Genomic DNA, 24,215 nt, shown 5'->3' on the forward strand with positions numbered 1-24,215 from the left:
AGTGATATTGATGCGATTGGTAGAAGTCAGATATGATCAACCAGAAGATAAAGGATTGTTTTTTCATCCAGCAAGAACAGTATTTACAAATTGCTGGTATTATCCCGAAACAAACGAAATTCAAATGGTTGGTGGCGTGGGCAGGTTTATCTGCGATATTAGTGGACTATGTTCCAAATTTCTCGGCTACTACGAAGCCAGGGTAATTAGCGAGATTGATCACAGTAGATGGAATGAGCCAGATAGATATGAATTTACGGAAAGCGACCTTCAGGAGTAGCGTCTGTACTATGTTGCAATCGCTGTCGTTGCTCTAGAATTCTGGCTTGATACTTCGCCAAGGGTGCGAACAAATAAACAAGTGGGACAATAATAATAGCCACCGTAACAATAGAACTTATTGTTACTAAAACAATCAGGAAATCATTAACTAATTTCATCACGAGTAGCCCAATAAAGTAATTACGTTGCCATTAACTACAAAACAAACTCCATCCAAAAGATTGTTTTTGGCTGGGTTTTTCGCAAATATCGAAATCCATTGATAAGTGGAATTGATTATGATGTTGAACTTGCCCCCAGTATTAGGCAAGCTGATTATAGGTAGGCTTTCCTTTCCTGAAAGTGTTGTATTGGGGGCTGCTGACCATCTGTAGATAGCGATCGCATCACTCACCAATTGAATATTAATATCAAATCCAATCTCAATTACTAATTCTAAATTGGCTTGTGGCGCATAAAATTGCAGCGCCTTCCCTGACCCACCACTGGCTACTGTACAGCCGCTTGTGCAAACCATAATCCCGCCAAACGCAGCACCACCACCGCTAGCACCACCACACTTTAGCCACCTACCAGTGGTGGGGTTGTCATTGGGTAGCAATACTAGGTCATCGTCAGGTGTTGCAGTACTAGCACTTATGCAGGTATACCAAGCAGGTAGCCCAGCAGCATCAGCTTGCACTTGGCGAGAGTAGCCGTTAGTCCGCTGCAGGGGAGTCAGAGCTTTTATGGCAGGTATATCAGCGATCGCATATCCAGTTTGAATGGTCACTTTTATCTCGGCATAGCATCAATGATTGGTATTCCCCCAATCGGTGCAACTAAACTCACTTGATCGCCTGTAGCGAATACGCCATTGGAAATTGCTCTCGCTGAAAATATTTGCCCTGCGGTGTTTTGTACGTTGTAGTTTCCTGTAACTGCATCGTAATTCAGGATTTTTACACTGTTTTCGAGGATGCGATCGCTTTTCTTTTGAGCCTCTACCTGCTTGGAATAATAAAGGCTTCTGTTGATAATAGTGCGCGATCGCAGTATTGATGTTTCATCCATTTAATAGCAACTATGTCCTAATATTTCAAAGCTTTGCTCGATACCTTTTGGCTGAAAATAATCAACTGTAAATATTTTATTAAAGGTAATATCTCCTTTATCTGAAATATCCCATTGCTGGATAGTCGCTTTTTTCTTGCTAGTATCAATAACTGAATAGATTTTATTACTAACAAAATTATCAGTTTTCAAATAATCAGGTATATAATTTCTTATCGCACGTAATCCAGATCCATCTGAATCAATATCAGCAGATAAATAACTAGAAAGTGTCTGTTGGAGATTGATTGCTGGTATCACTGATTTATTAATCATAGCCGAAAAACTTCCAACCAAGACTTTACGAAAATAGTAAGAATAGAAAGAGCCATTGTCCGAAACTATTAATCCTGGAAAATCTGTAGATATATTCGGAATAATTGATGATATTTCGATAGTAATGGAAAGTGTGATTGGTGTAGTTTCAATACCTTCGATTCCTCGGATAACAGAAACATTATAAACTTGCCCTCTGATTAATCCAAAGACACCATCTACAAGCCAATTAAATAATACATTACCTGAAATATTGCTAGGGTCTAAATAGCTTCGCTCATAATATAAAGCTGGGTTAGGAATCAAAGCTTCAACTGCTACTATTACCGTAAATGTAACTACAGTTGAATTCTTTGTAATCAAAGGTTGTTCAGATTGAGAAGGATTAATTATAAAAAAATCGCTGTTATTTAAAATAAGAGGTTTTTGATTTGTGCGAAAATAAGTCAATACATTCTTAGTCTCCTTTATTGTCCCGTGTAATGAAACTCTGGTATAAACTGTGAGGTCGCTATAATAACCAGATTCATCTCTTTCTACAAACGCACCATCAGAGGCAAAGTCTTGAGTTATGTAACCGTCGGATGTCTTCTGGACTAGAAAGTAGCCTTCAGAATGTTCATTGAATTGGGAATAAGTTGTCCCAGAGTCAATAACACTCCCAGGATTAGCCCTACTTGATATAAATTCTCTTGTGTAAATATAATCTGTAATCAAACGGTCAGGAGTCCAAAATTTAACAGTTTGATTGAAATTACTAGTAACTAGCTGTCGCCCCAAACAATCATTTTGATAACTAGATGTAATGGTAAAGGGAAGAATAATTATCTGATTAGAATCATAAATTAGTTTTTGTTCTCCATCAGTAAGTCCAAAGGATGCTTCAAATGTGCCATTTCTTAGATAAACTCTCCCAGTCCAAATAGATGTCTTTTCAAAAGTTATTTGCTTATTAGAGTTGTTTTGTCGTAAAATATAATTTTGAGAAGTGGCTGTTTCTGTCTCGATAATAATTGTTTCCTTTTTGCCTAAATTAGTAATTCCTCCTAGCATAATATTGCCAGGAGAAATCAATCCAGTTTTATCTAGTGAGAAGATTTTTTTCGGAGTTAAGCGATCGCCCCCAATGTAAACATCAAGATGAAGCCCATCTAAGTTGTAAATACAAAATAAAGTTTTGACTCTATAGGTATTCTTGACCATAGTTTCTATATTTACTTCTGGTTTTCTTCGAGGCATCGCGTCATATTTGGCAAACACCCCACCTCGCCTCAGTCTAATGTTTTCGCCAGTGGCGATCGCTCCATTAGTTTGAGCATCACCATAAAAAACACTTCCATTGCTGTCTTGCAACCTTGCTAGCCCTGATTCCGCATCAAAGCCAGTGTAAGCAGTAGGCAATGTCTGTTCTCCCAAAGCCTCTGCTGCATCGGTAATCTTCTGCTGATATAAATGGCGGTTGAGGTGCGATCGCTGTTTTAGAATATCATCAGCTTCCTGTGACATAACCACTATTTAGCACTACAAGAGGAATGTTATAGCTGTAGCCTTGTCCATCAAAAATGGTAATGGGGGTTGATTCTACGGCATAAGCGACGATAATGCCATTAGCACTCCTGGCGCGGAATGTGCCGCTTCCTGTATCTGTGATATCCACACCTGTTTCGACTCCGCTCAACATAAAAGTTAGTTGGAAATCATTGGTGGTGACATTGGCAGCTGTGTAAACAGTTCCAGCAACAATCCCAGTAGGAAGAACGGCTAGGGCATCAGCAGTAAAGGTAATTTGGTCGCCATTTACAAATCCGTGAGAGGGAAGAGTGATGCGATCGCTTGTGGGATTGACGTTGGCGTTGGTGAAATATTGTGAAGCTGTGGCGGAAGAATTAGCAATTAAAAAAGCAGTCTGAAACTGGAGGCTACCCCCGGAAGCCGCAAAGCTGGCGCTAACTGTGGGTAATTCATAGCGCGATAAAGTGGCGTTATAGCTGCCATCTGAGAAATTGGTAGATACCCTAGCATAGCTATTTACAGGAAGTAACTCACTCGCTAGAAAGTCAGCAAGTAAGTTACTTCGGGTCAATGTCGCAGTGTTGGCCAATGCTAATCGAAATTTTGTGGCATCGGGAGGAGTAGCACCACGAAAAAGGATTTTGGCACTTTGCGATACCCAGGCATTAGTAAAAATTAAGTTTGGCATTGGGCATTAGTCATTGGGCATTGGGCATTAGTCATTAGTCATTGGTCATTGGTTAGAAAAGCCTATCCCAGTCTGTTCCATCCCAAATTATTGATTCCCAATTGGGTGATGGTTGCAGTCCGTTCCAAATACCAGGATCTGTACTATCCCAGTTAAAATCTTCCCAATAGAGCAAGGGCGTAGTTCCTGTGCAATCGCCCGCAAGTCCCATTCCTCCAAGCAGCAAGAAGCCGCCTTTGCATTCTCCTCCGAATCCTAGCCCCCCTTGAATTACTGCTGTAATAGTGATTAGCAAATATGGGTAACATATGCACTCACCACCTAATGCCATCCCCCCAGACATCGCTTCAATTTCGGTGTAAGGCAAAGTGACAACGCCAGGGATTACCACGCTACCGTCGGCGGGTAAAGTTACACCATTGATTATCACATTGCCGTCAGGCGTAACTGTTATACCACCCACCACAGCATTACCTTCAGGTGTAATCACTGCACCTGGCGCGATCGCACCATTAATAGTTAGAGTACTTCCAGTAATTAAAATTACGCCTTGTACTGGAATCGACCCCTGAGCTTGCCCTACCCAAAGTCCATCACATGAAAATAACGCCTTCTGTGCCGTAACTACCCAACTGCAACCATCAGCTAGATAGCTCTGCCCTGTGCCATCAAACTCAACGGCGCTGACCCCAAATAGCGGTTGATAGCCATTAAGTAAACTATTGGGAATTGCTCCCGCCATTTCTGCCCCTTGCCACCTAGCCCTAAGTAACTCGCCTTCGCGTTTAGCAATAGCTTTGAGTTGCAAATTGGCGTCAGAATCAGACGGAATGAAAACTTCATCACTGGAAACGCTGATACCTGCCAAAAACTCCACATTATATGTGCGCTCACGTTGCTTGAAGTTGCCGCTACACGGGTCTTGGAATAAAGCAGTGTAAGTAACCGGGTTTTCTTCTATGCGCGTTGTAGTTGGGCGGCGCTCGGCTGCGGGTGGGGTTTCTTGCCCAGAATTTGAGCGGCGTTTCTCGCTCGAATCCCAAGTCAAGCTTAGTTTCATCTGGCTTCTAGCCGTTACATCATCAGGATATTCAATTTCGTTACTACCCTCGGTTTTACAAGTGGATTTAAGTGTATAAGTTTCATATTGCCAAGTATATTTATCAATCTCCTTCCACTCTTCATGCTTTTCTTCTGAAGTTACAAAATATTCTGGGATATTATCCCAATCATCCCAGTTTTCATCACTGCCATTTAATACGATAACTGCAAGTTCTTGAGTCTGGGTAATTTTATTTAAAAGTACTTCCTTGGGATTATAAGTATAAGTTTCGGTAACTTGCTTTGTCGGATTCAATCCAACAAACTCACCTGTAATGAAGTCTGGTCTATTTTCTTCTATCTCTGCTAAATATTGAGATTTATCTGTATTAAAATTAGTAATTTTCTGAATTAACTTCCCGCCAGCCTCAACACTCTCAAAGCTTGATTCTTCAATTCGGTTTTCGCCTAAAAACGATTGAAATAGCTGTGGCGGTAAATCCGGCGGCTCGGCGAATTTATCCCAGAAAGCTCTTGATACAATCAAACCCCAAGGCTTCTCAGTCTCCGAGGTGATGGTAAATTTGCCCTGATCTTCAACCCATTTCTGGGTAACTTTAGTTTTATTAATTACTATTAACCCGGTCTGTGTAGGGTCAAGAATTGCAGGCGTTCCATATTGCTCTGTGGTGGTTTCGTTATCAAGTTCAACTTCCCGCGTTACCATCTGCGTCCCCACAGCCTTCACCTTCTCGCAAGGTGCCTCCGCCCCACCCAGGCGGCGATACCAAAGCTCGTTTTTGCCAACTATTAAACTTACCAGCGATTGAGTAGAACTGACATTAACTGTAGATATCCTGAAGCGCTCTTGGTTGTCAATCCATCCTACTTGATTATTGGCATAGAGCAGTTTACCAACAGATTGGAGATATGAACCCGAAAGATTTAAAGGGTAGTTGTAGAGCGTCTCTGGCAGGTTTCCAGTGAAACTACTAATTCCAGCTTCCGCTAAAAGTTTAGTGATTACGGAAGATGCTGATTGAGAATCTGTTTTTTTATTACCTGCCTTATCTGGGTCTGTGGGTTCTTTGAAAGTGAGGACTGTGATTAAATCTCCCACCTCCAATGTTAGCTGCTGTTTTTCAGCATTATATTTTGGGGTTAATATCCGCAGCGTTCCTCGTGGGTGGCGCGTCAAGCTTCCGTTGGTATCAGCGATATCAAGAGTTACAGGCGTGCCTCGACAAAAGGCGCCTGGACGATGCCGATCGTCTAGGGATTGTGTGAAGCCCAGCGCCTTGCCCAGCAAGATTTGCCCAGTGAAAGTAATCAGCCCAGATTGGTCAAGGTGGTTATCGCTACCTTGAAAGGAAATCATGCATGGGGTATAGTCTGCTCCTCCCACGAGAAGCCTGACATTTCTGGCTGATTGGTTGACTGACATGTTACGCAGGCGCTCAACACAAGTGAGCAAGTTTTATGATCAACTCATAATTCCTGTTACAAAAATCACTCTTGTAAGTATGTAGCTAAATTTACATTTAGAGTGCCAATGACACGATGCATGACTGTGTTGTTATATTTGAGCGGTCGCATACAAATAGGTGCATTATTATGACAACATCGACACCCAACTTTTTAGACGTTTTGGCTGGGATATTCACAAGCGCGATCGCAGCCATTCAATCTAATGCACAATTACAGGCTCAAGTTGCACAACTAACAGCGCAGAACGCACAATTACAATCTCAATTGCAGGCAATTACCTCAAGCCTCAACGCTGATGAACAGCAGAAGGCCGACGAAGCGACAAAGTTAGCTACCCTGCAACAACTGGTAACTCAGTATCAGTCAGTGACTAGCACCCCCTGATCCTTCTGCCTCTGTTCCTGCTACTCCTGTTGCTGCGTAAGCCAAAGTTTAGATTCTGCAACCCGACGGCGACGCAATCCTTGCTCTACGTTACTACCTGGGTTGCAGTACAAACTAAAAACTCGTGTAACTTCTTTGACATCGTTCCAGCGATCAGGATTTCTAAGCAATGTACTAATGCTGGTAAATCCTGATGCAAGGTAAAAATTAGCACCCAAATTGTACCCAAAGCTTAAAATCGCCCCTTTTTGGTTTTCCGTCAGGTTATTCCATGCGGGGATTTTTTGTAGTGGAGGTAGATAATCTCTTTCTAATTGCATTATCAGCATTGAATCAGCAGCCGCCTGGATAACAGTTTCGCCCGTTCGCCAGTTACTGCCGTCAAGCTTTTTGGTGGCTCCCCAGCCGATAGTGATGGGCTTTCCACCGGTGCGTGGGTCAGGGTAAGCGCAAAGATTGCAGCCCTCAAATTCTTTGATTAGGTCTACGCCAGATTTTGGTAGGTTTGTCATTGGGAGCGATGCCTGCGGTGTTATCGTTGCGATGGCAACGATGGAATACGCTCATGATTCCTCAAGAAATTCCCGCGTTCACTATCTAATTGCCCATTCTCGCCAGATATATCTTAATGTACACGCGATGTCTGTGTTTTTTATATAATTTATTACGCCACATTTGACGATAAGCCTAGCGATGTTATTTATATTTGGAGTTCTAAACCTTCTTCTTTTTACGTAGTCAATTGCTACATCCACTGATCGCTCTAATCTTAAGGTTATCCAATAAAAAACCCAAAGTAGAGGAGAAACGCCTGCACGTACAATCACTGTTTCATCGTTCAAATGCGACCAGTAAATAATCTTGTAATTTCCAGGTAGTTGGAAATAGTCTGGTAAAAGATGAGGATTCTTAATTTTTAGAACTAGGTAATTTTTTGTATCGCTACCCAAAAAAGCATCTTGACAATTTCTTGTATAGTTACCAGTAGCATCTTGAGTATGCGAGCAGTTACTGAAAAACTGCTCAATATTGGGAATATTTTGTAACATAAATTACCTTCTCTTTCGTAGTAACTCCCTGTCTAGTTCCCTTGTCTAAATCCGCAAGAGTTTAAATGGAGAGGTTTTATGGCATCTGAACGTTGTCTTATTGTTGTTCATTATACTGGGACACAAGTTGGAAATCATACCCCATGTGATCATTTGAGCATAATTACTAAAAACCATCAGTGCAACACCCCCAAATCTTGCCCCACGCTGACCCAAATTATAGAATTATTACTAAGTGGTGAGCAAGAATCACACGATCTTTTTTGGGGTAGAAGTCCCGTAGATCCATTGGTAAAGCATGGTAAGGTTGTTAGCCTGACGTTATTTGTGAACGACCCCCAGTCAGTTGTTGATCCGCAAAAATTAAGTGGCTTTGTCCAATTTCTTTAACTGGAACAGCAGAAGTCCCACATCTGTACAAACCCCTCGATCTTATAACTTTACTGCTGATTAAGTCGCCTTATCCAATTCCCGCAATACAAAACTCGCCACATAAGGGTAAACCCCGTTCGCCTGATCGCGTGACTTCGGCTCCAGCATCCGAGCGTAAAACCGCGCCGAATATGCCACACCTCCGGGAAAGTACGCTTGTACTCCCCCGATCGCCAAACCTCTCGATCTATATCCCTGCTCAATAAAATCTTGAATGCTGTCGTCAACGATAATATTGTAATTGCCTTGAGTTCGACGAAGGCGATCGCACTCCCCAAATATCGCCCCAATTGCCCACCACTGAGAAAGTGTCACACTTGCGCTCACTGTCCAGATGTGCTTAGGTTCGTAAACCGGCCCGCTATCTAGGGAAGCGCCACTGATGCTATATTCGGTTTGCCCTGTGTCGGCTAGGGTGCGATCGTATGACACAAAGCGCTTTAAAGTTACTGATATGCCGCTGATAGATAGGGTTAGTTGCCGCATTGATAGAGGTATTGGAAACCAAGGCTAGGTTTCCTCTTTCTGTTCTTTTACCGATATACTACTGGTGACAACTCTCGCCGCTAACTGCAAGCAGTGTCATGGTGAGCATCTCAGATTCACAAATGAGACTTGCTGCTTCACAGGCTGGGTATCCCCTAAGCCTCCACAGCCAGGAATCGGTAGTCCAACCGACCCACGCTTTAAAAGGTTCAATGCTGAATTCCAATCGCGGTCAATGACCAATCCACAAGAACAACTATGAACACGGACGGACAAAGTTTTCTCAACTCTTTCACCACAACTTGAACAATTAATACTTGTCCCTCTAGGGTCAACTCCAAGTGTCAGCTTGCCGCGTTTTACCGCTACTGCTTGCATGATTTCCAGGAATGCGCCCCAGGCAACATCAAGTATTGACTTAGCTAGCCATGTTCTAGCTAATCCTCTAATGTTCAATGTTTCAAAAACAATCAAATCATAGGAGTTAACCAACCAATGTGCAACATGATAATGAAACTCTTTTCTTTGCCGAGCAACGTGCAAATGAGTAAGTGCAACCTTCTTAGCCTGTTTTTGGTAATTCTTAGACCCTTTGACTTTACGTGCAAGCTTGCGCTGTTGACAGGCTAACTTTGATTGTGCTTTACGGTAATACTGTGGCACTCCAATGCTTTGTCCATCAGCAGTAGTTAAAAACTTTTCTAAACCTACATCTATCCCAGTAGCAGTTGTGATTTTATCAATAGACAAAGCATCGGGAACAGTCTTGTCTTCCAAAGAAAAACTGCAATACCAACCATCAGCTTTACTTAAAATCGTTGCTTGCTTGATCTCAAAACCATTTGGTATCGGACGGTGCAAGATGACTTCAATTTCACCAATCTTGGATAATTTAAGAACGTTACCTGTCAGGTGTGCGCCTGCTTTAGGGTGGTTAACACGGGGAAAGGTAAAAGAGCTTATGTCACCATGCTTTTTAAATCGTGGTTTACCTCCCCTTTTTCCCTTCTTGTCAGGTATTAACCACCGCTTCCACGCCTTATCCAACCGCATTAAATTTTGCTGTTGGCACTCAGCATAGATACTTTTGTAGTCGGGGAATAGTTTTTTGGTTTGCTTGAGTTTGCTTGCTTGTGTATAGTAATCCGGTTTCTCAGGTATCTCCCCAATTGGTTCAGAGACTAAGCTGCATCGGTCAATCTGTGACCTTGTACGTCTTAACCAGTCCAATCTCTCCCCTAGCGCGTAGTTCCAGTGACGACGCAGCAACTCCCCCCAAGTTTCAAGAATGACAACTTGTTCAGAAGTAGGATTGAGTTTGAACTGATAAGTTAGTAGCATATAACTATTGTACAGCATTACTCCGTACTTTTGTATATGACTACTCGAATAGATATCAGGCTTCCAGAGCAAGAGTTGGAAATATTAAAAGCCTACTGCCAAGAACAAGATAGAACCCAAACCGAGGTAATACGTGAATTCATTCGTAGTCTTAGAAAGAAAATTAAAAACCAATGATTTGGTAAATACAAGGGTATCGAACCCTTGTATTTACCCCTTCTATCCCCCGACGCTCGAAGACTCGCTACCGCTTCGCTATCACCGCCAATTGGAGTACCAATGTGGCGGGAGTACCCGGAGGTTTAGATGCGATTGAAAATTGATCCGAACCGATGGGCAATTCAAGAACAATGGCAAGGTACGCATATATACGTCCGCGCTCAACATCCCGATGGTGGCTGGGAAACTGTAGAAATTTCGCTACTAGACAAGCCTTCTTTGCTATCTTGGCTCAAAAGCATGGGCGGCGACAACCGAATAGCTGAAAACTGTGTAGGCGCTCTCTTGGGGCATGGACACCTTCACGAAGACCCTCAGCCACACCCGCTTGCCGATAGAAATTAATACCGATGTACTGAGCTATCTGTCCTCGGAGGACAGATAGAATTGTTTACATACCTGACCCCATAACCTGTCCCCGTGACATCCTATTCATGAAATCTGCTGCATCATCCACAGGATTAGCAGTAGAAACGGTGAGGCTTCGCGGCGTGTTAGCTAATGCCATAATTGCACCTCTCAAAGCATCCAGTCTCTGCTCAATCCCCTGGTTCGCCATCTTCAGTGCCTCTACAAATTGATTACCACCGGCGGACTCGCGGGGCTGAATACTGGCTGAAGATACAGAGGCAGTTGTTTTATCCATTGGCGGCATATCAGCAATGGTAGATGTTGGGAATTTCGCCGATTGATTCGGCAGTTTCATGTTTTCACGCTGGCGCTGGTAGCCCTCAAAGATATTTTCTCCCGGCTTGAGGTCAAGCTTGGGCATCTGATTAATATCAATTCTTTGGGGAAGCGTGAATTGTGGCGAGAGAGTTCCTGCCTTATCTTCAGCAGTTGTCAGGCTCATTGGTCTATGAGCTTTTTCCCCAGTTTCTACCAAATCCAGTGCAGTACTGCGTTCGCGTCTTTTCTCACTAGCCTGAAAGTTTTGGTTTTCTGTGCCTTGGGTGACTTTCTGCTCTTGAGTCGAATTTGCAGCAATTTCCCCCTGATCATTAAGATTAGCTTGAGCGCTAGCAGCACGTAATGAGCTTAAGTTAACTTCTTTATCGGCAAGCTCTACCCCAGTTTTAGCCGTTTCAATAGCTTGTGGATCTTTTTTAATGATCGCAACTTTCAACGCCGCATCAGCTTCTAATTTAGATTTTTGGGCTGCAAGTTGATAGCCTTGGGCTTCATACAAAGCAATTTGGGCAGCAATTTGCTGGCGTTTCAGGTCATTTTCTAATGTCTTACGTTGAAATTCTTGCTCACGCGCCATGCTTGCTTGTTTTTCCAGGGCGATCGCTGTTTCAGTAGCCGCTTTTTTTTCTTTAATTTGCAACTCATATTTTTCTGGACTACCTCTTTGATATCCCATATCATCAAGTTGCTGTTTGATAGCCCGCTTAACTCTACCCTTGATTTTTGGGTCTTTGAGTTTTTCGACCAATCCTAAAGCATCACTAGTATCGGCGCTTTCATTTTCCAGAGGTGCGATCGCAATTTTCAGCACAATTATAAATGCGCGAGGGTGAAAGCGATGCCTTCGGCGAGCTGCGCTAACGCTCTTCTCAGCAGCCCTTGTTTAATCTCCGTCTTTCATCTCAGTCAAAGTTTTGTCAAGTCTATCGTTAGCTTCCTTAGCAAACTGGATGCATCGCACACTCGTGGCCATTCCCCCAACGGCAGTAAATGTTCCTTCTGGAACCTTGCCTGACAACAGTAATCCGGCTCCGATAAGGCTAATGCAAGCAGATAAAGCAGTGGCAGTTAGGGCAAGGTTAAAGCTGTAGCGTGCTTGGCGTAGGCGCTCTTGGGCAATGTAAAATTCGACTGGCTTATGACTCATAAATTTTGTTGTTTGTGTGTTTTGCTTCACACTTCCAATATCGAGCCAAAAACCTACAACCTTGACTACACAAAGATTGTGTTGTAAATCACTTGTGATTTCTCTATGATTGTCTGATGCCTTAGTTTTGATTGCCTAAGCGATCGCTTTTTCAATACCGTTATCAGATTATGACATACCTAAGCCTTGGCAGAAAAAAGAGGAAAATAACTATCACGGCATCTCTAGAAGGTGTTGAGGTAGCGGAAAATGCCTTAATCCGGCTAGGGTTTGATTCAAAAAGCAACTTTGCAAAATCTCAATTTTTAGCTCCCAGTACAGTTACAAAATTTTTCCAGCGTCAGCCAATTCAGCTTGATTCCTTTAAAAGGATATGTGAGGCACTGAAATTGAATTGGAGAGAAATTGCAGGGTTAATAGAAGAAAAACAACCAAGCCAGTCACCAACAAGTAGTTACAGCAACCCTAGTAGTGATGGGGTAGTAGAGCAAGTGCAACCAGAACACCGTAAAGTAACTGTAATAGATAAACAAACTAAAAAAACTAAAGCAGTTATCACCTTAGAAGGCAATATAGATTCGGTTCAAAACTGGGAATTTATTCAATCTGCTGTACGAGCATATCCAGGTGACACTATAGAAATTACTGATATCAAAGAAGGCAGCATCAGATTATTTGTCAAAGGCTCTCCAGAGGATATTGAGCGGCTTATATCTCGCATCAGATCGGGCGAACTAAAAACAGTAAGAGGTTTTCCTGTTGAAGATGTTCAAATTTTGAGTGAAAGTTCTGATGATGAAAGTGTCGAATCTAACAAAAAATGGCGTTTAGTAGAGGACATTGTTAATCAGCCAGTTGAGATGCGACAATTGAGCGGTGTCGACCTCAGTGATGCCGACCTGAGCGGTGTCGACCTCAGTGATGCCGACCTGAGCGATGCCGACCTGAGCGGTGCCGACCTGAGCGGTACCAACCTGAGACGTGCCAACCTGAGCGGTGCCAACCTGAGCGGTACCAACCTGAGTGATGCCAAGCTGATCCGTGCCAACCTGAGCGGTGCCAACCTGAGCGGTGCCAACCTGAGCGCTGCCAACCTGAGCGCTGCCTACCTGAGTGATGCCAAGCTGATCCGTGCCTACCTGATCCGTGCCAACCTGAGTGATGCCTACCTGATCCGTGCCAACCTAAGTGGTGCAAACCTGAGCCTTGCCTACCTGATGCGTGCCATCCTGAGTGATGCCAATCTGATCCGTGCCAACCTGAGTGATGCCAACCTGAGTGATGCCAACCTGAGCGGTGCCAACCTGAGTGATGCCTACCTGAGCCTTGCCTACCTGCGTGATGCTAACCTCAGTCATGCTAACCTCAGTCATACTAACCTCAGTCATGCTAACCTGAATGGTGCTAACCTAAGCCTTGCCTACCTGAGTGATGCCATCCTGAGCGATGTTAATTTGGAGACTGCTATTGTTGTGAACGCCTTATTTGGGAAAAGTCTAGGTCTTACAGAAAACTTGAGGCGTGACCTAGAGAAACGAGGTGCAATTTTTGGCGATCGCCCTCCAGTTCGGAGTCCAAGATAAGAAACATACCTGAAAAATTTTTCATAAGCTCTATCACAAACCATTCATCGCGGTCTGTATTGACAACTTGCCGATGACTGCGATCGCCTCACAAGTCAGAAAAATTCTACTCATTCTTCTGGCTCAACTAGGCAACGTCAAATTCAATTGTCGAAATGCTTAAGTAAATACCACCACTAAATCAATTTGTAGTGATACCAGTATGGTTTCTGCCTCAGCCTTGGATTGTCCCAATGGCAACATTTGAGGCTTTTTTTAGCTCCTGATTTAGTTTCAGCGCCGCCTTACTTATTCCCACGGCTGCTATCCCTGACTGAAGCTTGAGAAACTCAATTTGAGTCGATGAGTTTCAACACGCTGACTCAATAGTAAAATATGTTACTTAGGATCGTCAAGCTGTACTTTGGGATTGGGAATATAAGGGATAGAGAAAAGTAAAACCACCCCCCGCTTGGGAGTGGTGTGTTTATGATTATGTGAACACAAGTAATTATGCAGCTTTCAGGTCACTGGGCGTTGAACTTCTCACCAAATGACGGGTTATATACGTTAGTTACGAGCGATTGCGGTGTAGTTCTAATGCTGCATCCTCTAAATGTTTAATCACTTCTTCAGGGTTTGGTCTTTGCCGAAACATCCAGGCTGCAAGCGCTTCTAACAAGTCTTGAAAGGAAAAACCTTCTTGTTCTAGCAGAGTAATAAATTCTTCTACGAACTTGATTAAGCCCTCTCTTCTACAATCCCGCAGGGTGGTGCGGATACATAGCTGTTGCTCGGAATCAATCATGTTGTTCACTCTCTTCAAGTTGTTTGCTTAAAGCTGCTATCCTGCCGTGATGAAAGTCAATCTCATCTTGAATTTTGGTAAGGAGTTGTTCTGGTGTTAATGGCGTAATCTCAGATTCGGTGAAGTACTTGATGTCTTCAGCGTCCGCTTGAACATCAGGAAGTACACAATAACGCCAAGTTTGTTGGTATTGATAAGCGGGTTTGCTGCCAGCGTGATAGTATGTACAGCCAATAATTAACCCCTGTTTAACCCATTGCCCAAAATGATATTTCGGTGGCGTCCAATCATGTGGCATGGAGATTGAGAGTTTTTGAGGAGAAAAAGTCATAATTGTTCACTCTCCTGTTTTGATGAAACTTGGACTACTTCACTCAACTGCTCGTCAAGAACAACTAAATTTTTTTGATGAATCTGGGCAAGGGATTTTTCGTACTCAATTTCAGCTTGCAATTGTTCTAATGACGGCGGTTTAATCTCTGGCTCATGAAGTTGGTCGGTATCATAACCAAGGTCATCAAGCAGCACAGCGTAAATCCATCCTTTTCCTAAGTCGAAAGCCCTTCTTGTTCCTGGTGACTGATATTCAATCCCAATAATTCGACCTTGTTTAACTAACTGTCCGAAATGATATTTGGGCTGTGACCAATGACTAGGAAAGCGAATGCATGATTTTTCAGCAATAATTTCTGGCGTTTCTTCTGGCATAGCATTACCTCGTTTTTGATTGCAGCCGTTACACGCTAGGCGTAGGTTTTTAATCTTGTTGCTTCCGCCACGGGATAACGGAATATAGTGGTCAATGGTCAGCGTTTCTGGCTTCAGGTTATGCCCACACCAAAAACACCTCATCCCGTACTTGGCTATCAAGTGTGGGCGTTTACGGTCTTTTTGACCGTGGTACAGCCCTTTGTGCAAGCGCAGACTAACGCTCGATTCCATCTGGATGATGCTTTTTTCTAGCTGAGAGTGAAGCTTTGGCAAGTCCAAAAACTGTATCCACGGAGTAAGCATTTACCCAAGCGTAATTAACCAAGCCATCTAACACTTCATCAAATGTGAAACCTTGGTTTTCAAGAAAGGTCATAACTTGAGCGGTTGTGCTGCATACAAAATCATGCCTCTGTTCTTTGAGTGCGATGTCAAGCGAAATAACAAGCTTGTTCATGCTTCCTTCCTCCCCGTGCCTCGATAAGTGCATTCTTCGGTATTCTTAGCAAGAGTTGGAAGGGTAAAAAAATGCACGAGAAATAAGGCAGCGCTTGCAGCTGCTAAGAAGTTTTGTAGTTTCATAAAATTCTGTGTTGTAAAACTTTAGTAGGCTATGCTTTGACTGAAGCAGGATGTGTTTGTTGAATGTGCATCATCCACTGCTTAATCGCCCCTAGCTCCTCAAATTCTGGACTAACCACGCTGCTTACGTGTAAGGCATAGCTGTTTTCGGCGTGATTAGGGTGGTCTGTTTTATCAGCAGCCCAAGCCAAACACATAGTTTTTATAAGTTCATCAACTATATGTGGTTCAAGCTGGCTGGGACGTTCAACACCTTGAGATTGCAGCCACTCCACAATCAAGTCTCGTGGATAACCCAAAACCTCACGAACAAGCTTTACCCGTAAATCTTGCGGATGAACTGCTGAAGTCTTGGATGCCGGTGCCCCGTCACGGGCTGAATTTTTTAGCTGCAATCGTCCCCTACTTTCAGATTTCTTTTCTGACGCGGTGTTACCGTCGTTATCCTCATCAGCTGCTACAGAAAGAATTGCACACAAGCTATGGTGATTGGGGCGAACGACATAATAATGGTCATTTTCACAGTTATGAACCACAAACTCATCCCCATGCTGTTCTAATACTTCAACCGTTGCGGCTCGTTCAGAGCGTGTTGTCAATACTTGAACTTGGCAATGCAAATGATTCGTTAACGTGCCTGCAACATACTGTGATTTCACCCAATCAGTCGCCTCACAGTAAAGCGAACTGCGGTAAACCTCAACTCCCGCAACAGACACATACCAAGGGTTTTGCTCATTAAAAGCATCATGAGACAGTTCGGCAATCACAACACCTTTCACTTGTGCTTCAAAGTTGTAAAAGCCGTCAATGTCAGTGAAATTTACGTCATTAGCAGAGAGTGCTTGAATAGTTTGAATTGTGTAAGTCATAATGAAGTGGTTCCATCTTTATGGTGGGTTTTTTACAAAAGGCGATCGCACTTGATTGGTAGTCGGGCGATCGCTTTTTGGTGTCTATATTTAGTGTATTGTTTTTACGATACAATGTCAAGCACTATAAGGTACAATACACTCAATACCTTGCAATACAAATTCAACAAGAATAAATTAAAGGTATGCAGTATTGAAAAACCTATGGCCACCAAAAGACAAAGGACTTTTATCTCGATTGAGGTAGACCCTGAAACTAAAGATGCTTTTAACAAAAGACTGGGACAAGAAGGGAAAACAGTTACGGGCGTTCTCAAGCAGTTCATCGAAGACTATCTGAGCAAAGAGGAGTCCATCTCCTCCCCGCAGGAATTAGCAGAGGTTATTAGGCGATTAGAAATGGTTGAGAAAAAAGTAGGTATTGAAAATGCCCAATTGCTGGGGGAATTAGTCGCCTGAGAGAGGAAAACGAATCTCTCAGGCAGACCTACAACCATTTACTAGAGTTACTCAATAAACAAAAACCCGCTTCCCATGAGGCGGGTTAGATATTTTTATGGGTTAGTAGACTATTACAATACAGGTAACGTATAATCGATACATAAAAGCGATCGCACTTGGACAAAAAGTGCGATCGCTCTAAAAACAAAAAACCTGTAGTGACTACTACAGGCGAATTTACAAAAAAAGTATATGTCAGTCTATCCTGGATGTGTTTTTTCTAAGGCTTGTAAAGTTTGCTGGATTTGGCCTTGTTTAATCAAACCCCGCGACCTTCTCCCAGCATCAACGGCTTGACGCATTAAAGAATGACCCTCGACATATTTACCAAGGCGTATCAATTCAATTCCCCTGCTACTGAAATCTTTAACTTCAGAAGCAATAGTTAGTAGCCGTTCTTTATCCATTTGTTTGCTCTTGAATAACTATGATGATTGATTCTGCTTCTTCAAAAAGTCTTTCGGCTCTTGCCTCCAACAGACTAGCGTCAGCATAATTTTCAATCTGCATTGCTTTCTCATATTCGGCGTACAAGTCGAATACTATCTCTTGCAACCTGTTATAAGCGTCAAGCAATGCTGTAACTGTTGTCTGTTCCATACTTATCTATTTTATCGAGATTAGGCAGAACTATGTGACTTGTAGCGATCGCCATAACTAGCGATCGCTAAAGCTTAATTTTTGATTAATCAAACCGCTATTCATATCCCCGACAGCAGTTGGGGTCAATTTTATTTGCCTATATATAAGGAGATAAGGCAATGAACCCAGAATTTACGCTTGAACTTGCCCAGCAGTTACACGACAGCAACCAGATTATAGATTTTGATTGGGCTTGGCAGGTGCTTAGTTATAGCACCAAGGGCAATGCTAAACGAATGCTGACTGGATACTTTGAGCGAGACTTTGATTACTTCGTGCAATCTCCAGAAGAATCGCCAGAATCCTTGCCCTATGAACTTTTTATCATTAATGATAAAAACTCAAAAACGGGTAGACCTACAGAAAAAATCTACTTAACAGTGGAGTGCTTCAAAGAAATGGGGATGCTGTCCAAGAGTGAAGAGGGTAAGCAGATCCGCAAATATTTTCTGACTTGTGAAGCGATCGCTAAACAATCAGTTAAGGTGATTCCACAATTGCAGCAGCAAATTAACCAGTTGCAGCAGAACTTTGAGCTACTCCAATCCCAAGTACAAAATCTCCTACCCATATCAGCTGATTTCATACCGCCTGGGTGGGATGCGGATGTCTGGGAGAAGTTGCCGCCACAGGATAAACGACATTTTCGGTTTATGTTCCGCCGCCGTCGGTTCCGTCCTGGTAATGAAACTGACTTAATTGCATTGCCTGCTATGAATAATCACTCTTTAAGACTTCAGCAAAGGGCTGAGGTTGAACGACTGATCAGTGAGGTATCAGAGGAAGAAAAACAGAGATTTGACGCACTCAAACAGCAGGTTTTGAAGCAATATCGCTCATGGGGAGGTGAGTCATGACCACAGCATTAAAATCAATCAGTGGTGGCAAACAACAGACTAAAAAACCACCCTCAGAAGAGAAAACAATCAGGCCGCACTGCAAAATTTCAATTGAAGATGCTGATTGGGTACTTCAGCAAGTCCCCTCTGTTCAGCAGCTGTATCTGGAGTGTATTAGAGCAGAGCAGTACGGAGGTGCTGCTCATGAATTAAAAACCAATCTGACATACAAATCTTTTCAGAAAGCCAGCGCCGTTCTCTCTGCTCAGGGCTTATTCCAGTTTGAAGAATTATTTGGCCGATTGCCTTCTGGTAGACCTGGCTTGATTGGGTATCGCGTTCGTAACTTGCACGGTTATTACAATCGCTTTTATTGGGAATCGTCCACGTCTGAAGAAACCAATTCTTGTGACGAAAAAGCTGTCCACGCCGGGGAGGAAATCAACCAGCCCGGACGGAATGAAAACCACCCCAAAGTGGAACAAATCCACGCTCCCACGGAATCATTCCAAAAGAATGGTCAAAAAAGTGAGGAATTGCAAGGGTTACAAAAACCTAACAACGTTTCTAACTACCCGTTAACTACCTACCAACAACCAACTAAGGTTGTTGGTATGGTAGTTGGTTCTGACGCGCCAACTGAAAATTCGCGTGTAGATGAAACGGCTCACGCACCCTTGGGGGGTGCGTCGCCTCAGCCTGTCTGCATCGTGAAAGAGAAAGAACAAGAATCGCCGACGGTGATGGACTGTACGACGCGGCGAAGAGTGGATGATGCACCAAGTCAATTCACAACGTTTACAGCAGAGAACCAGAATTCTGGTGTTGAGCCGAAAGACTGTCATGTTCGCGCAGCGTCTCGTAGAGAAGGTGTTTGTTCCGCCGCGCCTGGCGTGCCGGCTTTACAAAACCTTACAAACAGCGAGATATTGAATATTTTAGATGCTGCAAATCAGGGAGTTTGTCCCGACAAAGGGGCGATCGCAGCCCTGCTAGAAACACCTCATTCTCGATCACTCATGGCTGCGATTACTAATAACCCACAGTGGGGCATCAATTTGTCAGATTATTCTACAGTCCCGCAACAAATAGCTCAAAATTCTAAATTGCGCGAGCAACGGCTCTCAAGACTTAAATCCTATGCAGCGATGGGGGAATGTCCGCCCGACGAATTTCTGCAAGAATGCCTTAGTGACCCAGTACTGAAGATTCACTATGCACGAATGGCTTCGCTTAAACTTTGGTAACTATTTTCATGCAAAAATAAGCAATATCTGATGATTCCTGAATTTAAAGCGGTGAGCGTGTAGTAAAATTTGCTCACCTCCGTCAAATGGAATATGGCTGAAGACTTCTCCCATAAAAATCTTCGAGGACGCAACTTCAAAGGTAGGAAAGACCTTGCGGGTGCAAACTTTAGCTATACCGACATCCGAGGAGCAAATTTCACCAATGCTAATCTGACAGGTGCAAACTTCAGTCATGCCAAAGCAGGACTGCAACTGCGTTGGGTAATTTTTCTAGTCTTTGTCTCGTGGGTGTTGTCGGGACTGTCAGGATTTTTATGGGCTGTCTACGGTTCTATGGTGTCACTAATATTTGACATTTCCAGCTTAAGTAATCGCTTAGGTAATCATATTACCGGCTGGACTGTCTTAATCATATTAATTGCCTTTTTCTTCGTCACAATTCACCAAGGAGTAACAGCTGGTTTAGGAGCCGTAGCCGTAGGCATAGCCGTAGGCATAGCCGGAGTCGTAGGCGGAGCTGTCGCCGGAGCCGTAGACGGAGCCGTAGCCGGATCCGTAGCCGGAGTCGTAGGCGGAGCTGTAGCCGTAGCCGTAGCCGGAGTCGTAGGCGGATCTGTAGCCGTAGCCGTAGCCGGAGCCGTAATCGGAGCCGTAGCCGTAGCCGGATCCGTAAGCGGAGCCGTAGCCATGGCCGGAGCCGTAGCCATGGCCGTGGCCGTAGCCGTAGCCGTAGCCGTAGCCGTAACGTTATTTAGTATCTACATCAGTTGGCGAGCGATGAAAGGAGATCAAAAGCACTCCTTGGTTCGTAATATCACGATCGCCTTTGCTGCAACAGGAGGTACGAGTTTTCGTGGCGCTAACTTAACGGGTGCTGATTTCACCCAAGCTACGCTCAAAAGTACAGATTTTAGAAAGGCTATCCTTACTACTACCCATTGGCATCAAGTCAAAATGCTTGACCGTGTTCGTCCTGGCTCGACTTACCTTAAAAACTTACAAGTACGTCAACTGCTGGTTGCAGGACAGGGACAGGACAAAAACTTTGACGGTCAAAACCTCCGAGGTATCAACTTCAAAGAAGCTAAACTAGCAGATGCCAGCTTTATTGGTGCTGATCTCAGTGAAGCCAATTTGCAAGATGCCGATTTGTCAAGAGCAAAACTCAAACAAACGCAACTAGACGGCACAGATTTAACAGGTGCAACACTTACAGGAGCGTACATTGAAGATTGGGGGATTACAAATACAACTAAATTGCATGGGGTGAAGTGTGAATATGTCTTCATGCGCGTCGGCACAAAAGAAGACCCTGACCCCCTCCGCAAACCTGATAATAAACAAGAGAAATTTGCAGACGGGGATTTTGGCGACTTTATCAAGCCAATTTTTGACACCCTCGACCTGTACCATAACCAAGGGGTTGACCCAAGAGCGATCGCAATTTCCTTTAAGGAATTAGCAGAGAACCACCCTGATGCCGAATTAGAAATTGTGGCAATGGAGAAACGGGGACAGGATAAGTTTTTACTTCGTGCTAAAACTGCTCCTGAAGCTAATAAATCTCAACTTAGTCAAGAATATTTTGAAATTTATAATCAACTTAAAGCTTTAGCAGAACAAGAATTAAAAGCACTGATGGCAGAAAAAGATAGCAGAATTCGTAGTTTAGAAACTATGGTAGTGACAGCGTTACAACGACCTAGCTTTTATGCTGAAACTTATCAGAATCAAGGAGATACTATGTCACAAAGTTCTAAAAAACAATCTACTTTCAATTTACAAAATGCTCAATTTGCTGGAGGTCTTGTAGATGCTGAAACAGTTAATGCTGAACAAATAGGCGGCAATATAATCAACTATGCTGACAAACAAAACTTAGCTGAAGCAGCGTCAGAAATTCAACAACTATTAAATCAACTTCAAAATCAAGGATTAACCACTGAAGACGCTCAACAAGAAGCCGCCCAGGACTTGGCAAAGAAAGCTAATAATGACCCCACAGTTTTAGGCAAGTTGGTTAAATGGGGACAGTCATTGAGTGATACTGCCGCTAAAACAACTGTAAGTGAAGCTGCAAAAGAAGTTTTCAAGATAGCACTGAGACTATCGGGTATACCCATACCATAATTTTTAACTATGACTATGTGAGGTTGGCTTCGCCCTCCTCGCTATCTGTCCACCGTGGACAAATAGAATTTGCCGAGTAAAAGATTATCTACTCTTGGTACGACTTTGGACACTTGCGATCGCGCTTTGCACTGTGTCACCAGAAAACAGGTAAAAATAAGCTTGATAGAGTAGTTAAAATTCTTAGCTAGCAAGCTGATCGCCAAAATCACTATAGTTGGAAAATTTTTCAACTTTCACCGTGTTATGGTCGGGTTGTTTTCACTTATTTAGTCCCACCCAAGCCCTAGTACAGGGTAGTCATCTGCATCATCTATGTAATTGGCTAATTCATCTCTATTATCCCAGTACCACTCTTCTAGTTCAGTTATAAACTGGCCTAATGTCGGCCAATTTGCATAGCCAACCCAAGTGAGTTTATCCCATTTTTGCTGATTAGCACGCCAGTTAAAGTTGTGTTTGTGATGGCTGTCTAGGTGTCCAGAGTTAACAACAAAGTAGTCATCTAGGTTATCGTATCGAAAAATATTGCTTAACCCCTGCACCGACGCATTGTAAGCATAAGAAACAGTTTGAATCACGGGGCTGTCGTCAGAATTGCTTAAAACATCTAAAAATTTGTCTACTGTTATCAGTATTTTCCCTCTACAGCCTATTTCACCCTTGAGGCGAATCTGAGGGACATTTTTACCCGAAACATCATCAAGGCGTCGCCAAGATCACGGGCTAACCACAACTCCCAACGATCGCTAACCCAAAAACAATGTTTTCTATCGCGGTTATTGATAAAATTTTCGTGCTATAGGTAGATTGAGAAATGCATCATAACCTTAACCTGTCACCAATGCTCCGTCAGAAGCTCATGCGTACACTAGGAAGAACCGCGGTCGGCATCGGTGCTGCGTTGTGGCTGGCCGTTGGTACCGTCGCAGCGCAGCCCTTCCGCGCGCCTAGTCTTGCAGCGGGGTCCGGCGGCACCCGTCCGCTCAAATACGTGTCGATGGGTAGCTCCTACGCCGCCGGACCCGGCGTCGGCAGACGCGATGGGCAGAGCCGCGGGTGCGACCGGTCGCTCTCCAACTACGCGCATCTGCTGGCGGCGCGACGCGGCCTGAACCTCGTGGATGTCGGCTGTTCCGGCGCGACCACGGCCGACATCCTGCAACGCTCGCAGGACGGCTTCCGCCCCCAGATCGACGCGGTGGACGCCGACACCCGCCTGGTCACCGTCACGGTCGGCGGCAACGACGTCAACTATGTCGGCAACCTCCTTGGCTACACCTGCCGCCACACGGGCGGGGCGAACTGCAAGATCGTATCCGATGCGGAGGTGGATCAGCACTTCCAAGCGTTGCCCGGCTCGCTGCGCCGGGTCGTTGCCGAGGTGCATCGGCGCGCGCCCAAGGCACGCCTAGTGATGATCGGCTACCTGCCCGTCCTGCCGGGATCGGGGATGCCAGGCTGCGCGGCCGTTCCGCTCAGCCTGTCCGACCTCCGGCGGATGCAGGCGATCTACTCACGCCTGACGCACGTCATCGGCGGCGTAGCGCAAGAGACGGGCACGCCGGTGGTGCGCTCCTCCATGATCGGTTCCGACCATGACGCCTGCTCCGCCCAGCCCTTCGTCGCAGGTTACCAGCCGCCCGCCACCCCGGGCTGGCCGGGTCCCGTGCCCTACCATCCCAACCAGGCCGGCATGAACCGGCTCGCCTCCGCCCTCGACAAAACGCTTGGCGCAGGACTGGACCTATCGCTCGATAGTTGAGCGTGAAACCCGGGGCGGTCCATGACGGTCAACGGCCGCCTCCAAGGCGCGAGGTCGCCGGCAACACTTCAAGGGCAGTCCGGCCGATTTGGCGAACCACCGCCTCCGACGGTTCTGTCGCAAAAAAACATTTCAGAACCAACAATTGACTCTCAGTAGACCGAAAAGTTTTGCGATCGCTAAAAAATAGTAGTCTGTGATACCGTTTATTCAGGAATGTACAAAAGCTGATTTCGAGAAATGAGTTATAAGCTGAACTTATAGAAAGAGTGGCAAAACGACCAAAATCAGCCAGATGGTAAACAAGCTTCGCAGGCTACCCCATACTCGCGGTCTACGGCTTGACGTAAAAATTCAAGCATCTGTTTGAGCGTAAATAGGTGAGCTATTTCCGACAGCAGCCCCACGCCGTCCCGTTCGCGGAGC

The 24,215-nt window shown here is 44.3% G+C and carries 31 protein-coding genes; 11 read left to right on the top strand and 20 right to left on the bottom strand.

All coding sequences use genetic code 11. The annotated features are described in order from the left end of the window. The first annotated feature begins 10 nt into the window (after positions 1 to 10). Positions 11 to 280 (top strand): hypothetical protein, encoded by a 270-nt coding sequence (locus tag HWQ38_RS38585; protein ID WP_292805285.1) that lies wholly within the window; start codon positions 11 to 13, stop codon positions 278 to 280. Here the strand turns inward: HWQ38_RS38585 and HWQ38_RS38590 are convergent. From HWQ38_RS38590 to HWQ38_RS38615, 6 genes are read right to left on the bottom strand one after another with little or no spacing between them, the layout of a single operon-like run. After that, positions 255 to 440 carry a hypothetical protein gene (locus HWQ38_RS38590; RefSeq protein ID WP_292805288.1) on the bottom strand — a complete coding sequence of 62 codons (186 nt, stop codon included), beginning with the start codon at positions 438 to 440 and terminating at the stop codon, positions 255 to 257. The two genes, HWQ38_RS38585 and HWQ38_RS38590, sit on opposite strands and share 26 nt — an antisense overlap. After that, positions 440 to 1,054, bottom strand: coding sequence for a hypothetical protein (locus HWQ38_RS38595; protein WP_292805291.1), 615 nt, complete (start codon positions 1,052 to 1,054; stop codon positions 440 to 442). Before HWQ38_RS38595 ends, HWQ38_RS38590 begins: the two co-directional genes overlap by 1 nt. Before the next feature lie 2 nt (positions 1,055 to 1,056). Then, positions 1,057 to 1,335, bottom strand: a complete 279-nt coding sequence (locus HWQ38_RS38600; RefSeq protein ID WP_292805293.1) for a hypothetical protein — start codon at positions 1,333 to 1,335, stop codon at positions 1,057 to 1,059. Beyond that, a complete protein-coding gene (locus HWQ38_RS38605; protein WP_292805295.1) occupies positions 1,336 to 3,156 on the bottom strand; it encodes a hypothetical protein in 1,821 nt (606 codons plus the stop codon). Then, positions 3,140 to 3,850 carry a hypothetical protein gene (locus HWQ38_RS38610; protein WP_292805297.1) on the bottom strand — a complete coding sequence of 237 codons (711 nt, stop codon included), beginning with the start codon at positions 3,848 to 3,850 and terminating at the stop codon, positions 3,140 to 3,142. The genes HWQ38_RS38605 and HWQ38_RS38610 overlap by 17 nt, the downstream gene beginning before the upstream one ends. Before the next feature lie 52 nt (positions 3,851 to 3,902). Next, positions 3,903 to 6,335: a hypothetical protein gene (locus HWQ38_RS38615; protein ID WP_292805300.1), complete on the bottom strand. Its 2,433-nt coding sequence runs from the start codon at positions 6,333 to 6,335 to the stop codon at positions 3,903 to 3,905. A gap of 170 nt (positions 6,336 to 6,505) precedes the next feature. Here HWQ38_RS38615 and HWQ38_RS38620 point away from each other — a divergent pair, with 170 nt between their 5' ends. Continuing rightward, the gene (locus HWQ38_RS38620; protein ID WP_292805303.1) at positions 6,506 to 6,763 is read left to right on the top strand and encodes a hypothetical protein; all 258 of its coding nucleotides are present in this window, start codon (positions 6,506 to 6,508) and stop codon (positions 6,761 to 6,763) included. Between the two features lie 20 nt (positions 6,764 to 6,783). Here the strand turns inward: HWQ38_RS38620 and HWQ38_RS38625 are convergent, their stop codons facing one another. Both HWQ38_RS38625 and HWQ38_RS38630 read right to left on the bottom strand, forming a co-directional pair. After that, positions 6,784 to 7,275 carry a lysozyme gene (locus tag HWQ38_RS38625; protein ID WP_292805306.1) on the bottom strand — a complete coding sequence of 164 codons (492 nt, stop codon included), beginning with the start codon at positions 7,273 to 7,275 and terminating at the stop codon, positions 6,784 to 6,786. Between the two features lie 81 nt (positions 7,276 to 7,356). Beyond that, complete coding sequence (locus tag HWQ38_RS38630) at positions 7,357 to 7,812, bottom strand: hypothetical protein (RefSeq protein WP_292805309.1); 456 nt, start codon at positions 7,810 to 7,812, stop codon at positions 7,357 to 7,359. Between the two features lie 78 nt (positions 7,813 to 7,890). Between HWQ38_RS38630 and HWQ38_RS38635 the strand changes: the two genes are divergently transcribed. Beyond that, the gene (locus tag HWQ38_RS38635; protein ID WP_292805312.1) at positions 7,891 to 8,202 is read left to right on the top strand and encodes a hypothetical protein; all 312 of its coding nucleotides are present in this window, start codon (positions 7,891 to 7,893) and stop codon (positions 8,200 to 8,202) included. A gap of 60 nt (positions 8,203 to 8,262) precedes the next feature. On the opposite strand, the gene HWQ38_RS38640 is transcribed toward HWQ38_RS38635, so the two are convergent. Both HWQ38_RS38640 and HWQ38_RS38645 read right to left on the bottom strand, forming a co-directional pair. After that, positions 8,263 to 8,730 carry a hypothetical protein gene (locus tag HWQ38_RS38640; RefSeq protein ID WP_292805315.1) on the bottom strand — a complete coding sequence of 156 codons (468 nt, stop codon included), beginning with the start codon at positions 8,728 to 8,730 and terminating at the stop codon, positions 8,263 to 8,265. A gap of 96 nt (positions 8,731 to 8,826) precedes the next feature. Then, positions 8,827 to 10,089: a transposase gene (locus tag HWQ38_RS38645; protein WP_292805318.1), complete on the bottom strand. Its 1,263-nt coding sequence runs from the start codon at positions 10,087 to 10,089 to the stop codon at positions 8,827 to 8,829. Between the two features lie 18 nt (positions 10,090 to 10,107). On the opposite strand from HWQ38_RS38645, the gene HWQ38_RS38650 reads away from it, so the two are divergent. Then, the gene (locus HWQ38_RS38650; protein WP_190950108.1) at positions 10,108 to 10,248 is read left to right on the top strand and encodes a ribbon-helix-helix protein, CopG family; all 141 of its coding nucleotides are present in this window, start codon (positions 10,108 to 10,110) and stop codon (positions 10,246 to 10,248) included. Between the two features lie 129 nt (positions 10,249 to 10,377). Continuing rightward, positions 10,378 to 10,635, top strand: coding sequence for a hypothetical protein (locus HWQ38_RS38655; RefSeq protein ID WP_292805324.1), 258 nt, complete (start codon positions 10,378 to 10,380; stop codon positions 10,633 to 10,635). Between the two features lie 46 nt (positions 10,636 to 10,681). On the opposite strand, the gene HWQ38_RS38660 is transcribed toward HWQ38_RS38655, so the two are convergent. Next, positions 10,682 to 11,791, bottom strand: a complete 1,110-nt coding sequence (locus tag HWQ38_RS38660) for a hypothetical protein (protein WP_292805327.1) — start codon at positions 11,789 to 11,791, stop codon at positions 10,682 to 10,684. Positions 11,792 to 11,863: 72 nt separating this feature from the next. Beyond that, a complete protein-coding gene (locus HWQ38_RS38665) occupies positions 11,864 to 12,127 on the bottom strand; it encodes a hypothetical protein (RefSeq protein WP_292805330.1) in 264 nt (87 codons plus the stop codon). 170 nt (positions 12,128 to 12,297) lie between these two features. On the opposite strand from HWQ38_RS38665, the gene HWQ38_RS38670 reads away from it, so the two are divergent. Further along, on the top strand, positions 12,298 to 13,710 hold the full coding sequence (locus HWQ38_RS38670) for a pentapeptide repeat-containing protein (RefSeq protein WP_292805333.1): 1,413 nt from the start codon (positions 12,298 to 12,300) through the stop codon (positions 13,708 to 13,710). A 553-nt stretch (positions 13,711 to 14,263) separates the two neighbouring features. Here HWQ38_RS38670 and HWQ38_RS38675 read toward each other — a convergent pair. The 5 genes from HWQ38_RS38675 to HWQ38_RS38695 all read right to left on the bottom strand — a co-directional run bounded on the left by HWQ38_RS38675 (position 14,264) and on the right by HWQ38_RS38695 (position 16,662). Continuing rightward, positions 14,264 to 14,497 carry a hypothetical protein gene (locus tag HWQ38_RS38675; RefSeq protein WP_292805336.1) on the bottom strand — a complete coding sequence of 78 codons (234 nt, stop codon included), beginning with the start codon at positions 14,495 to 14,497 and terminating at the stop codon, positions 14,264 to 14,266. Beyond that, positions 14,490 to 14,828 carry a hypothetical protein gene (locus HWQ38_RS38680; RefSeq protein ID WP_292805339.1) on the bottom strand — a complete coding sequence of 113 codons (339 nt, stop codon included), beginning with the start codon at positions 14,826 to 14,828 and terminating at the stop codon, positions 14,490 to 14,492. Before HWQ38_RS38680 ends, HWQ38_RS38675 begins: the two co-directional genes overlap by 8 nt. Continuing rightward, positions 14,825 to 15,439: an HNH endonuclease gene (locus HWQ38_RS38685; RefSeq protein WP_292805342.1), complete on the bottom strand. Its 615-nt coding sequence runs from the start codon at positions 15,437 to 15,439 to the stop codon at positions 14,825 to 14,827. Before HWQ38_RS38685 ends, HWQ38_RS38680 begins: the two co-directional genes overlap by 4 nt. Then, entirely contained in the window at positions 15,423 to 15,665 is a 243-nt protein-coding gene (locus HWQ38_RS38690; protein ID WP_292805345.1) for a hypothetical protein, read from the bottom strand. The genes HWQ38_RS38685 and HWQ38_RS38690 overlap by 17 nt, the downstream gene beginning before the upstream one ends. A 154-nt stretch (positions 15,666 to 15,819) precedes the next feature. Continuing rightward, positions 15,820 to 16,662 (bottom strand): hypothetical protein, encoded by an 843-nt coding sequence (locus HWQ38_RS38695; protein WP_292805348.1) that lies wholly within the window; start codon positions 16,660 to 16,662, stop codon positions 15,820 to 15,822. Between the two features lie 204 nt (positions 16,663 to 16,866). Between HWQ38_RS38695 and HWQ38_RS38700 the strand changes: the two genes are divergently transcribed. Next, positions 16,867 to 17,121: a hypothetical protein gene (locus HWQ38_RS38700; RefSeq protein WP_292805351.1), complete on the top strand. Its 255-nt coding sequence runs from the start codon at positions 16,867 to 16,869 to the stop codon at positions 17,119 to 17,121. 242 nt (positions 17,122 to 17,363) lie between these two features. On the opposite strand, the gene HWQ38_RS38705 is transcribed toward HWQ38_RS38700, so the two are convergent. Further along, positions 17,364 to 17,570, bottom strand: coding sequence for a hypothetical protein (locus HWQ38_RS38705; RefSeq protein ID WP_292805354.1), 207 nt, complete (start codon positions 17,568 to 17,570; stop codon positions 17,364 to 17,366). Next, positions 17,563 to 17,763: a hypothetical protein gene (locus HWQ38_RS38710; protein ID WP_292805357.1), complete on the bottom strand. Its 201-nt coding sequence runs from the start codon at positions 17,761 to 17,763 to the stop codon at positions 17,563 to 17,565. Before HWQ38_RS38710 ends, HWQ38_RS38705 begins: the two co-directional genes overlap by 8 nt. Positions 17,764 to 17,924: 161 nt before the next feature. Here HWQ38_RS38710 and HWQ38_RS38715 point away from each other — a divergent pair, with 161 nt between their 5' ends. The 3 genes from HWQ38_RS38715 to HWQ38_RS38725 all read left to right on the top strand — a co-directional run bounded on the left by HWQ38_RS38715 (position 17,925) and on the right by HWQ38_RS38725 (position 22,024). Next, a complete protein-coding gene (locus tag HWQ38_RS38715) occupies positions 17,925 to 18,662 on the top strand; it encodes a hypothetical protein (protein WP_292805361.1) in 738 nt (245 codons plus the stop codon). Further along, positions 18,659 to 19,891, top strand: coding sequence for a hypothetical protein (locus HWQ38_RS38720; protein WP_292805364.1), 1,233 nt, complete (start codon positions 18,659 to 18,661; stop codon positions 19,889 to 19,891). The genes HWQ38_RS38715 and HWQ38_RS38720 overlap by 4 nt, the downstream gene beginning before the upstream one ends. A 93-nt stretch (positions 19,892 to 19,984) precedes the next feature. Next, positions 19,985 to 22,024 carry a pentapeptide repeat-containing protein gene (locus HWQ38_RS38725; RefSeq protein WP_292805367.1) on the top strand — a complete coding sequence of 680 codons (2,040 nt, stop codon included), beginning with the start codon at positions 19,985 to 19,987 and terminating at the stop codon, positions 22,022 to 22,024. 269 nt (positions 22,025 to 22,293) lie between these two features. On the opposite strand, the gene HWQ38_RS38730 is transcribed toward HWQ38_RS38725, so the two are convergent. Then, a complete protein-coding gene (locus HWQ38_RS38730; RefSeq protein WP_292805369.1) occupies positions 22,294 to 22,605 on the bottom strand; it encodes a hypothetical protein in 312 nt (103 codons plus the stop codon). A 419-nt stretch (positions 22,606 to 23,024) separates the two neighbouring features. Between HWQ38_RS38730 and HWQ38_RS38735 the strand changes: the two genes are divergently transcribed. Then, positions 23,025 to 23,789 carry an SGNH/GDSL hydrolase family protein gene (locus HWQ38_RS38735; RefSeq protein ID WP_292805372.1) on the top strand — a complete coding sequence of 255 codons (765 nt, stop codon included), beginning with the start codon at positions 23,025 to 23,027 and terminating at the stop codon, positions 23,787 to 23,789. Positions 23,790 to 24,215 lie beyond the last annotated feature (426 nt).

The organism is Nostoc sp. NMS7, from assembly GCF_017115085.1.
In the GTDB taxonomy this organism is placed as follows: Bacteria; Cyanobacteriota; Cyanobacteriia; order Cyanobacteriales; family Nostocaceae; genus Nostoc.

Excerpts from the sequence above, each read along its gene's own strand:
- HWQ38_RS38655 (WP_292805324.1), top strand. The coding sequence starts at position 10,378 with ATGCGATTGAAAATTGATCCGAACCGATGGGCAATTCAAGAACAATGG.
- HWQ38_RS38640 (WP_292805315.1), bottom strand. The coding sequence starts at position 8,730 with ATGCGGCAACTAACCCTATCTATCAGCGGCATATCAGTAACTTTAAAG.
- HWQ38_RS38675 (WP_292805336.1), bottom strand. The coding sequence starts at position 14,497 with ATGATTGATTCCGAGCAACAGCTATGTATCCGCACCACCCTGCGGGAT.
- HWQ38_RS38690 (WP_292805345.1), bottom strand. The coding sequence starts at position 15,665 with ATGAACAAGCTTGTTATTTCGCTTGACATCGCACTCAAAGAACAGAGG.
- HWQ38_RS38725 (WP_292805367.1), top strand. The coding sequence starts at position 19,985 with ATGGCTGAAGACTTCTCCCATAAAAATCTTCGAGGACGCAACTTCAAA.
- HWQ38_RS38700 (WP_292805351.1), top strand. The coding sequence starts at position 16,867 with ATGGCCACCAAAAGACAAAGGACTTTTATCTCGATTGAGGTAGACCCT.
- HWQ38_RS38600 (WP_292805293.1), bottom strand. The coding sequence starts at position 1,335 with ATGGATGAAACATCAATACTGCGATCGCGCACTATTATCAACAGAAGC.
- HWQ38_RS38625 (WP_292805306.1), bottom strand. The coding sequence starts at position 7,275 with ATGACAAACCTACCAAAATCTGGCGTAGACCTAATCAAAGAATTTGAG.
- HWQ38_RS38585 (WP_292805285.1), top strand. The coding sequence starts at position 11 with ATGCGATTGGTAGAAGTCAGATATGATCAACCAGAAGATAAAGGATTG.
- HWQ38_RS38645 (WP_292805318.1), bottom strand. The coding sequence starts at position 10,089 with ATGCTGTACAATAGTTATATGCTACTAACTTATCAGTTCAAACTCAAT.
- HWQ38_RS38615 (WP_292805300.1), bottom strand. The coding sequence starts at position 6,335 with ATGTCAGTCAACCAATCAGCCAGAAATGTCAGGCTTCTCGTGGGAGGA.
- HWQ38_RS38670 (WP_292805333.1), top strand. The coding sequence starts at position 12,298 with ATGACATACCTAAGCCTTGGCAGAAAAAAGAGGAAAATAACTATCACG.
- HWQ38_RS38605 (WP_292805295.1), bottom strand. The coding sequence starts at position 3,156 with ATGTCACAGGAAGCTGATGATATTCTAAAACAGCGATCGCACCTCAAC.
- HWQ38_RS38650 (WP_190950108.1), top strand. The coding sequence starts at position 10,108 with ATGACTACTCGAATAGATATCAGGCTTCCAGAGCAAGAGTTGGAAATA.
- HWQ38_RS38695 (WP_292805348.1), bottom strand. The coding sequence starts at position 16,662 with ATGACTTACACAATTCAAACTATTCAAGCACTCTCTGCTAATGACGTA.
- HWQ38_RS38680 (WP_292805339.1), bottom strand. The coding sequence starts at position 14,828 with ATGACTTTTTCTCCTCAAAAACTCTCAATCTCCATGCCACATGATTGG.
- HWQ38_RS38685 (WP_292805342.1), bottom strand. The coding sequence starts at position 15,439 with ATGGAATCGAGCGTTAGTCTGCGCTTGCACAAAGGGCTGTACCACGGT.
- HWQ38_RS38590 (WP_292805288.1), bottom strand. The coding sequence starts at position 440 with ATGAAATTAGTTAATGATTTCCTGATTGTTTTAGTAACAATAAGTTCT.
- HWQ38_RS38705 (WP_292805354.1), bottom strand. The coding sequence starts at position 17,570 with ATGGATAAAGAACGGCTACTAACTATTGCTTCTGAAGTTAAAGATTTC.
- HWQ38_RS38630 (WP_292805309.1), bottom strand. The coding sequence starts at position 7,812 with ATGTTACAAAATATTCCCAATATTGAGCAGTTTTTCAGTAACTGCTCG.
- HWQ38_RS38710 (WP_292805357.1), bottom strand. The coding sequence starts at position 17,763 with ATGGAACAGACAACAGTTACAGCATTGCTTGACGCTTATAACAGGTTG.
- HWQ38_RS38610 (WP_292805297.1), bottom strand. The coding sequence starts at position 3,850 with ATGCCAAACTTAATTTTTACTAATGCCTGGGTATCGCAAAGTGCCAAA.
- HWQ38_RS38715 (WP_292805361.1), top strand. The coding sequence starts at position 17,925 with ATGAACCCAGAATTTACGCTTGAACTTGCCCAGCAGTTACACGACAGC.
- HWQ38_RS38635 (WP_292805312.1), top strand. The coding sequence starts at position 7,891 with ATGGCATCTGAACGTTGTCTTATTGTTGTTCATTATACTGGGACACAA.
- HWQ38_RS38720 (WP_292805364.1), top strand. The coding sequence starts at position 18,659 with ATGACCACAGCATTAAAATCAATCAGTGGTGGCAAACAACAGACTAAA.
- HWQ38_RS38735 (WP_292805372.1), top strand. The coding sequence starts at position 23,025 with ATGGGTAGCTCCTACGCCGCCGGACCCGGCGTCGGCAGACGCGATGGG.
- HWQ38_RS38665 (WP_292805330.1), bottom strand. The coding sequence starts at position 12,127 with ATGAGTCATAAGCCAGTCGAATTTTACATTGCCCAAGAGCGCCTACGC.
- HWQ38_RS38620 (WP_292805303.1), top strand. The coding sequence starts at position 6,506 with ATGACAACATCGACACCCAACTTTTTAGACGTTTTGGCTGGGATATTC.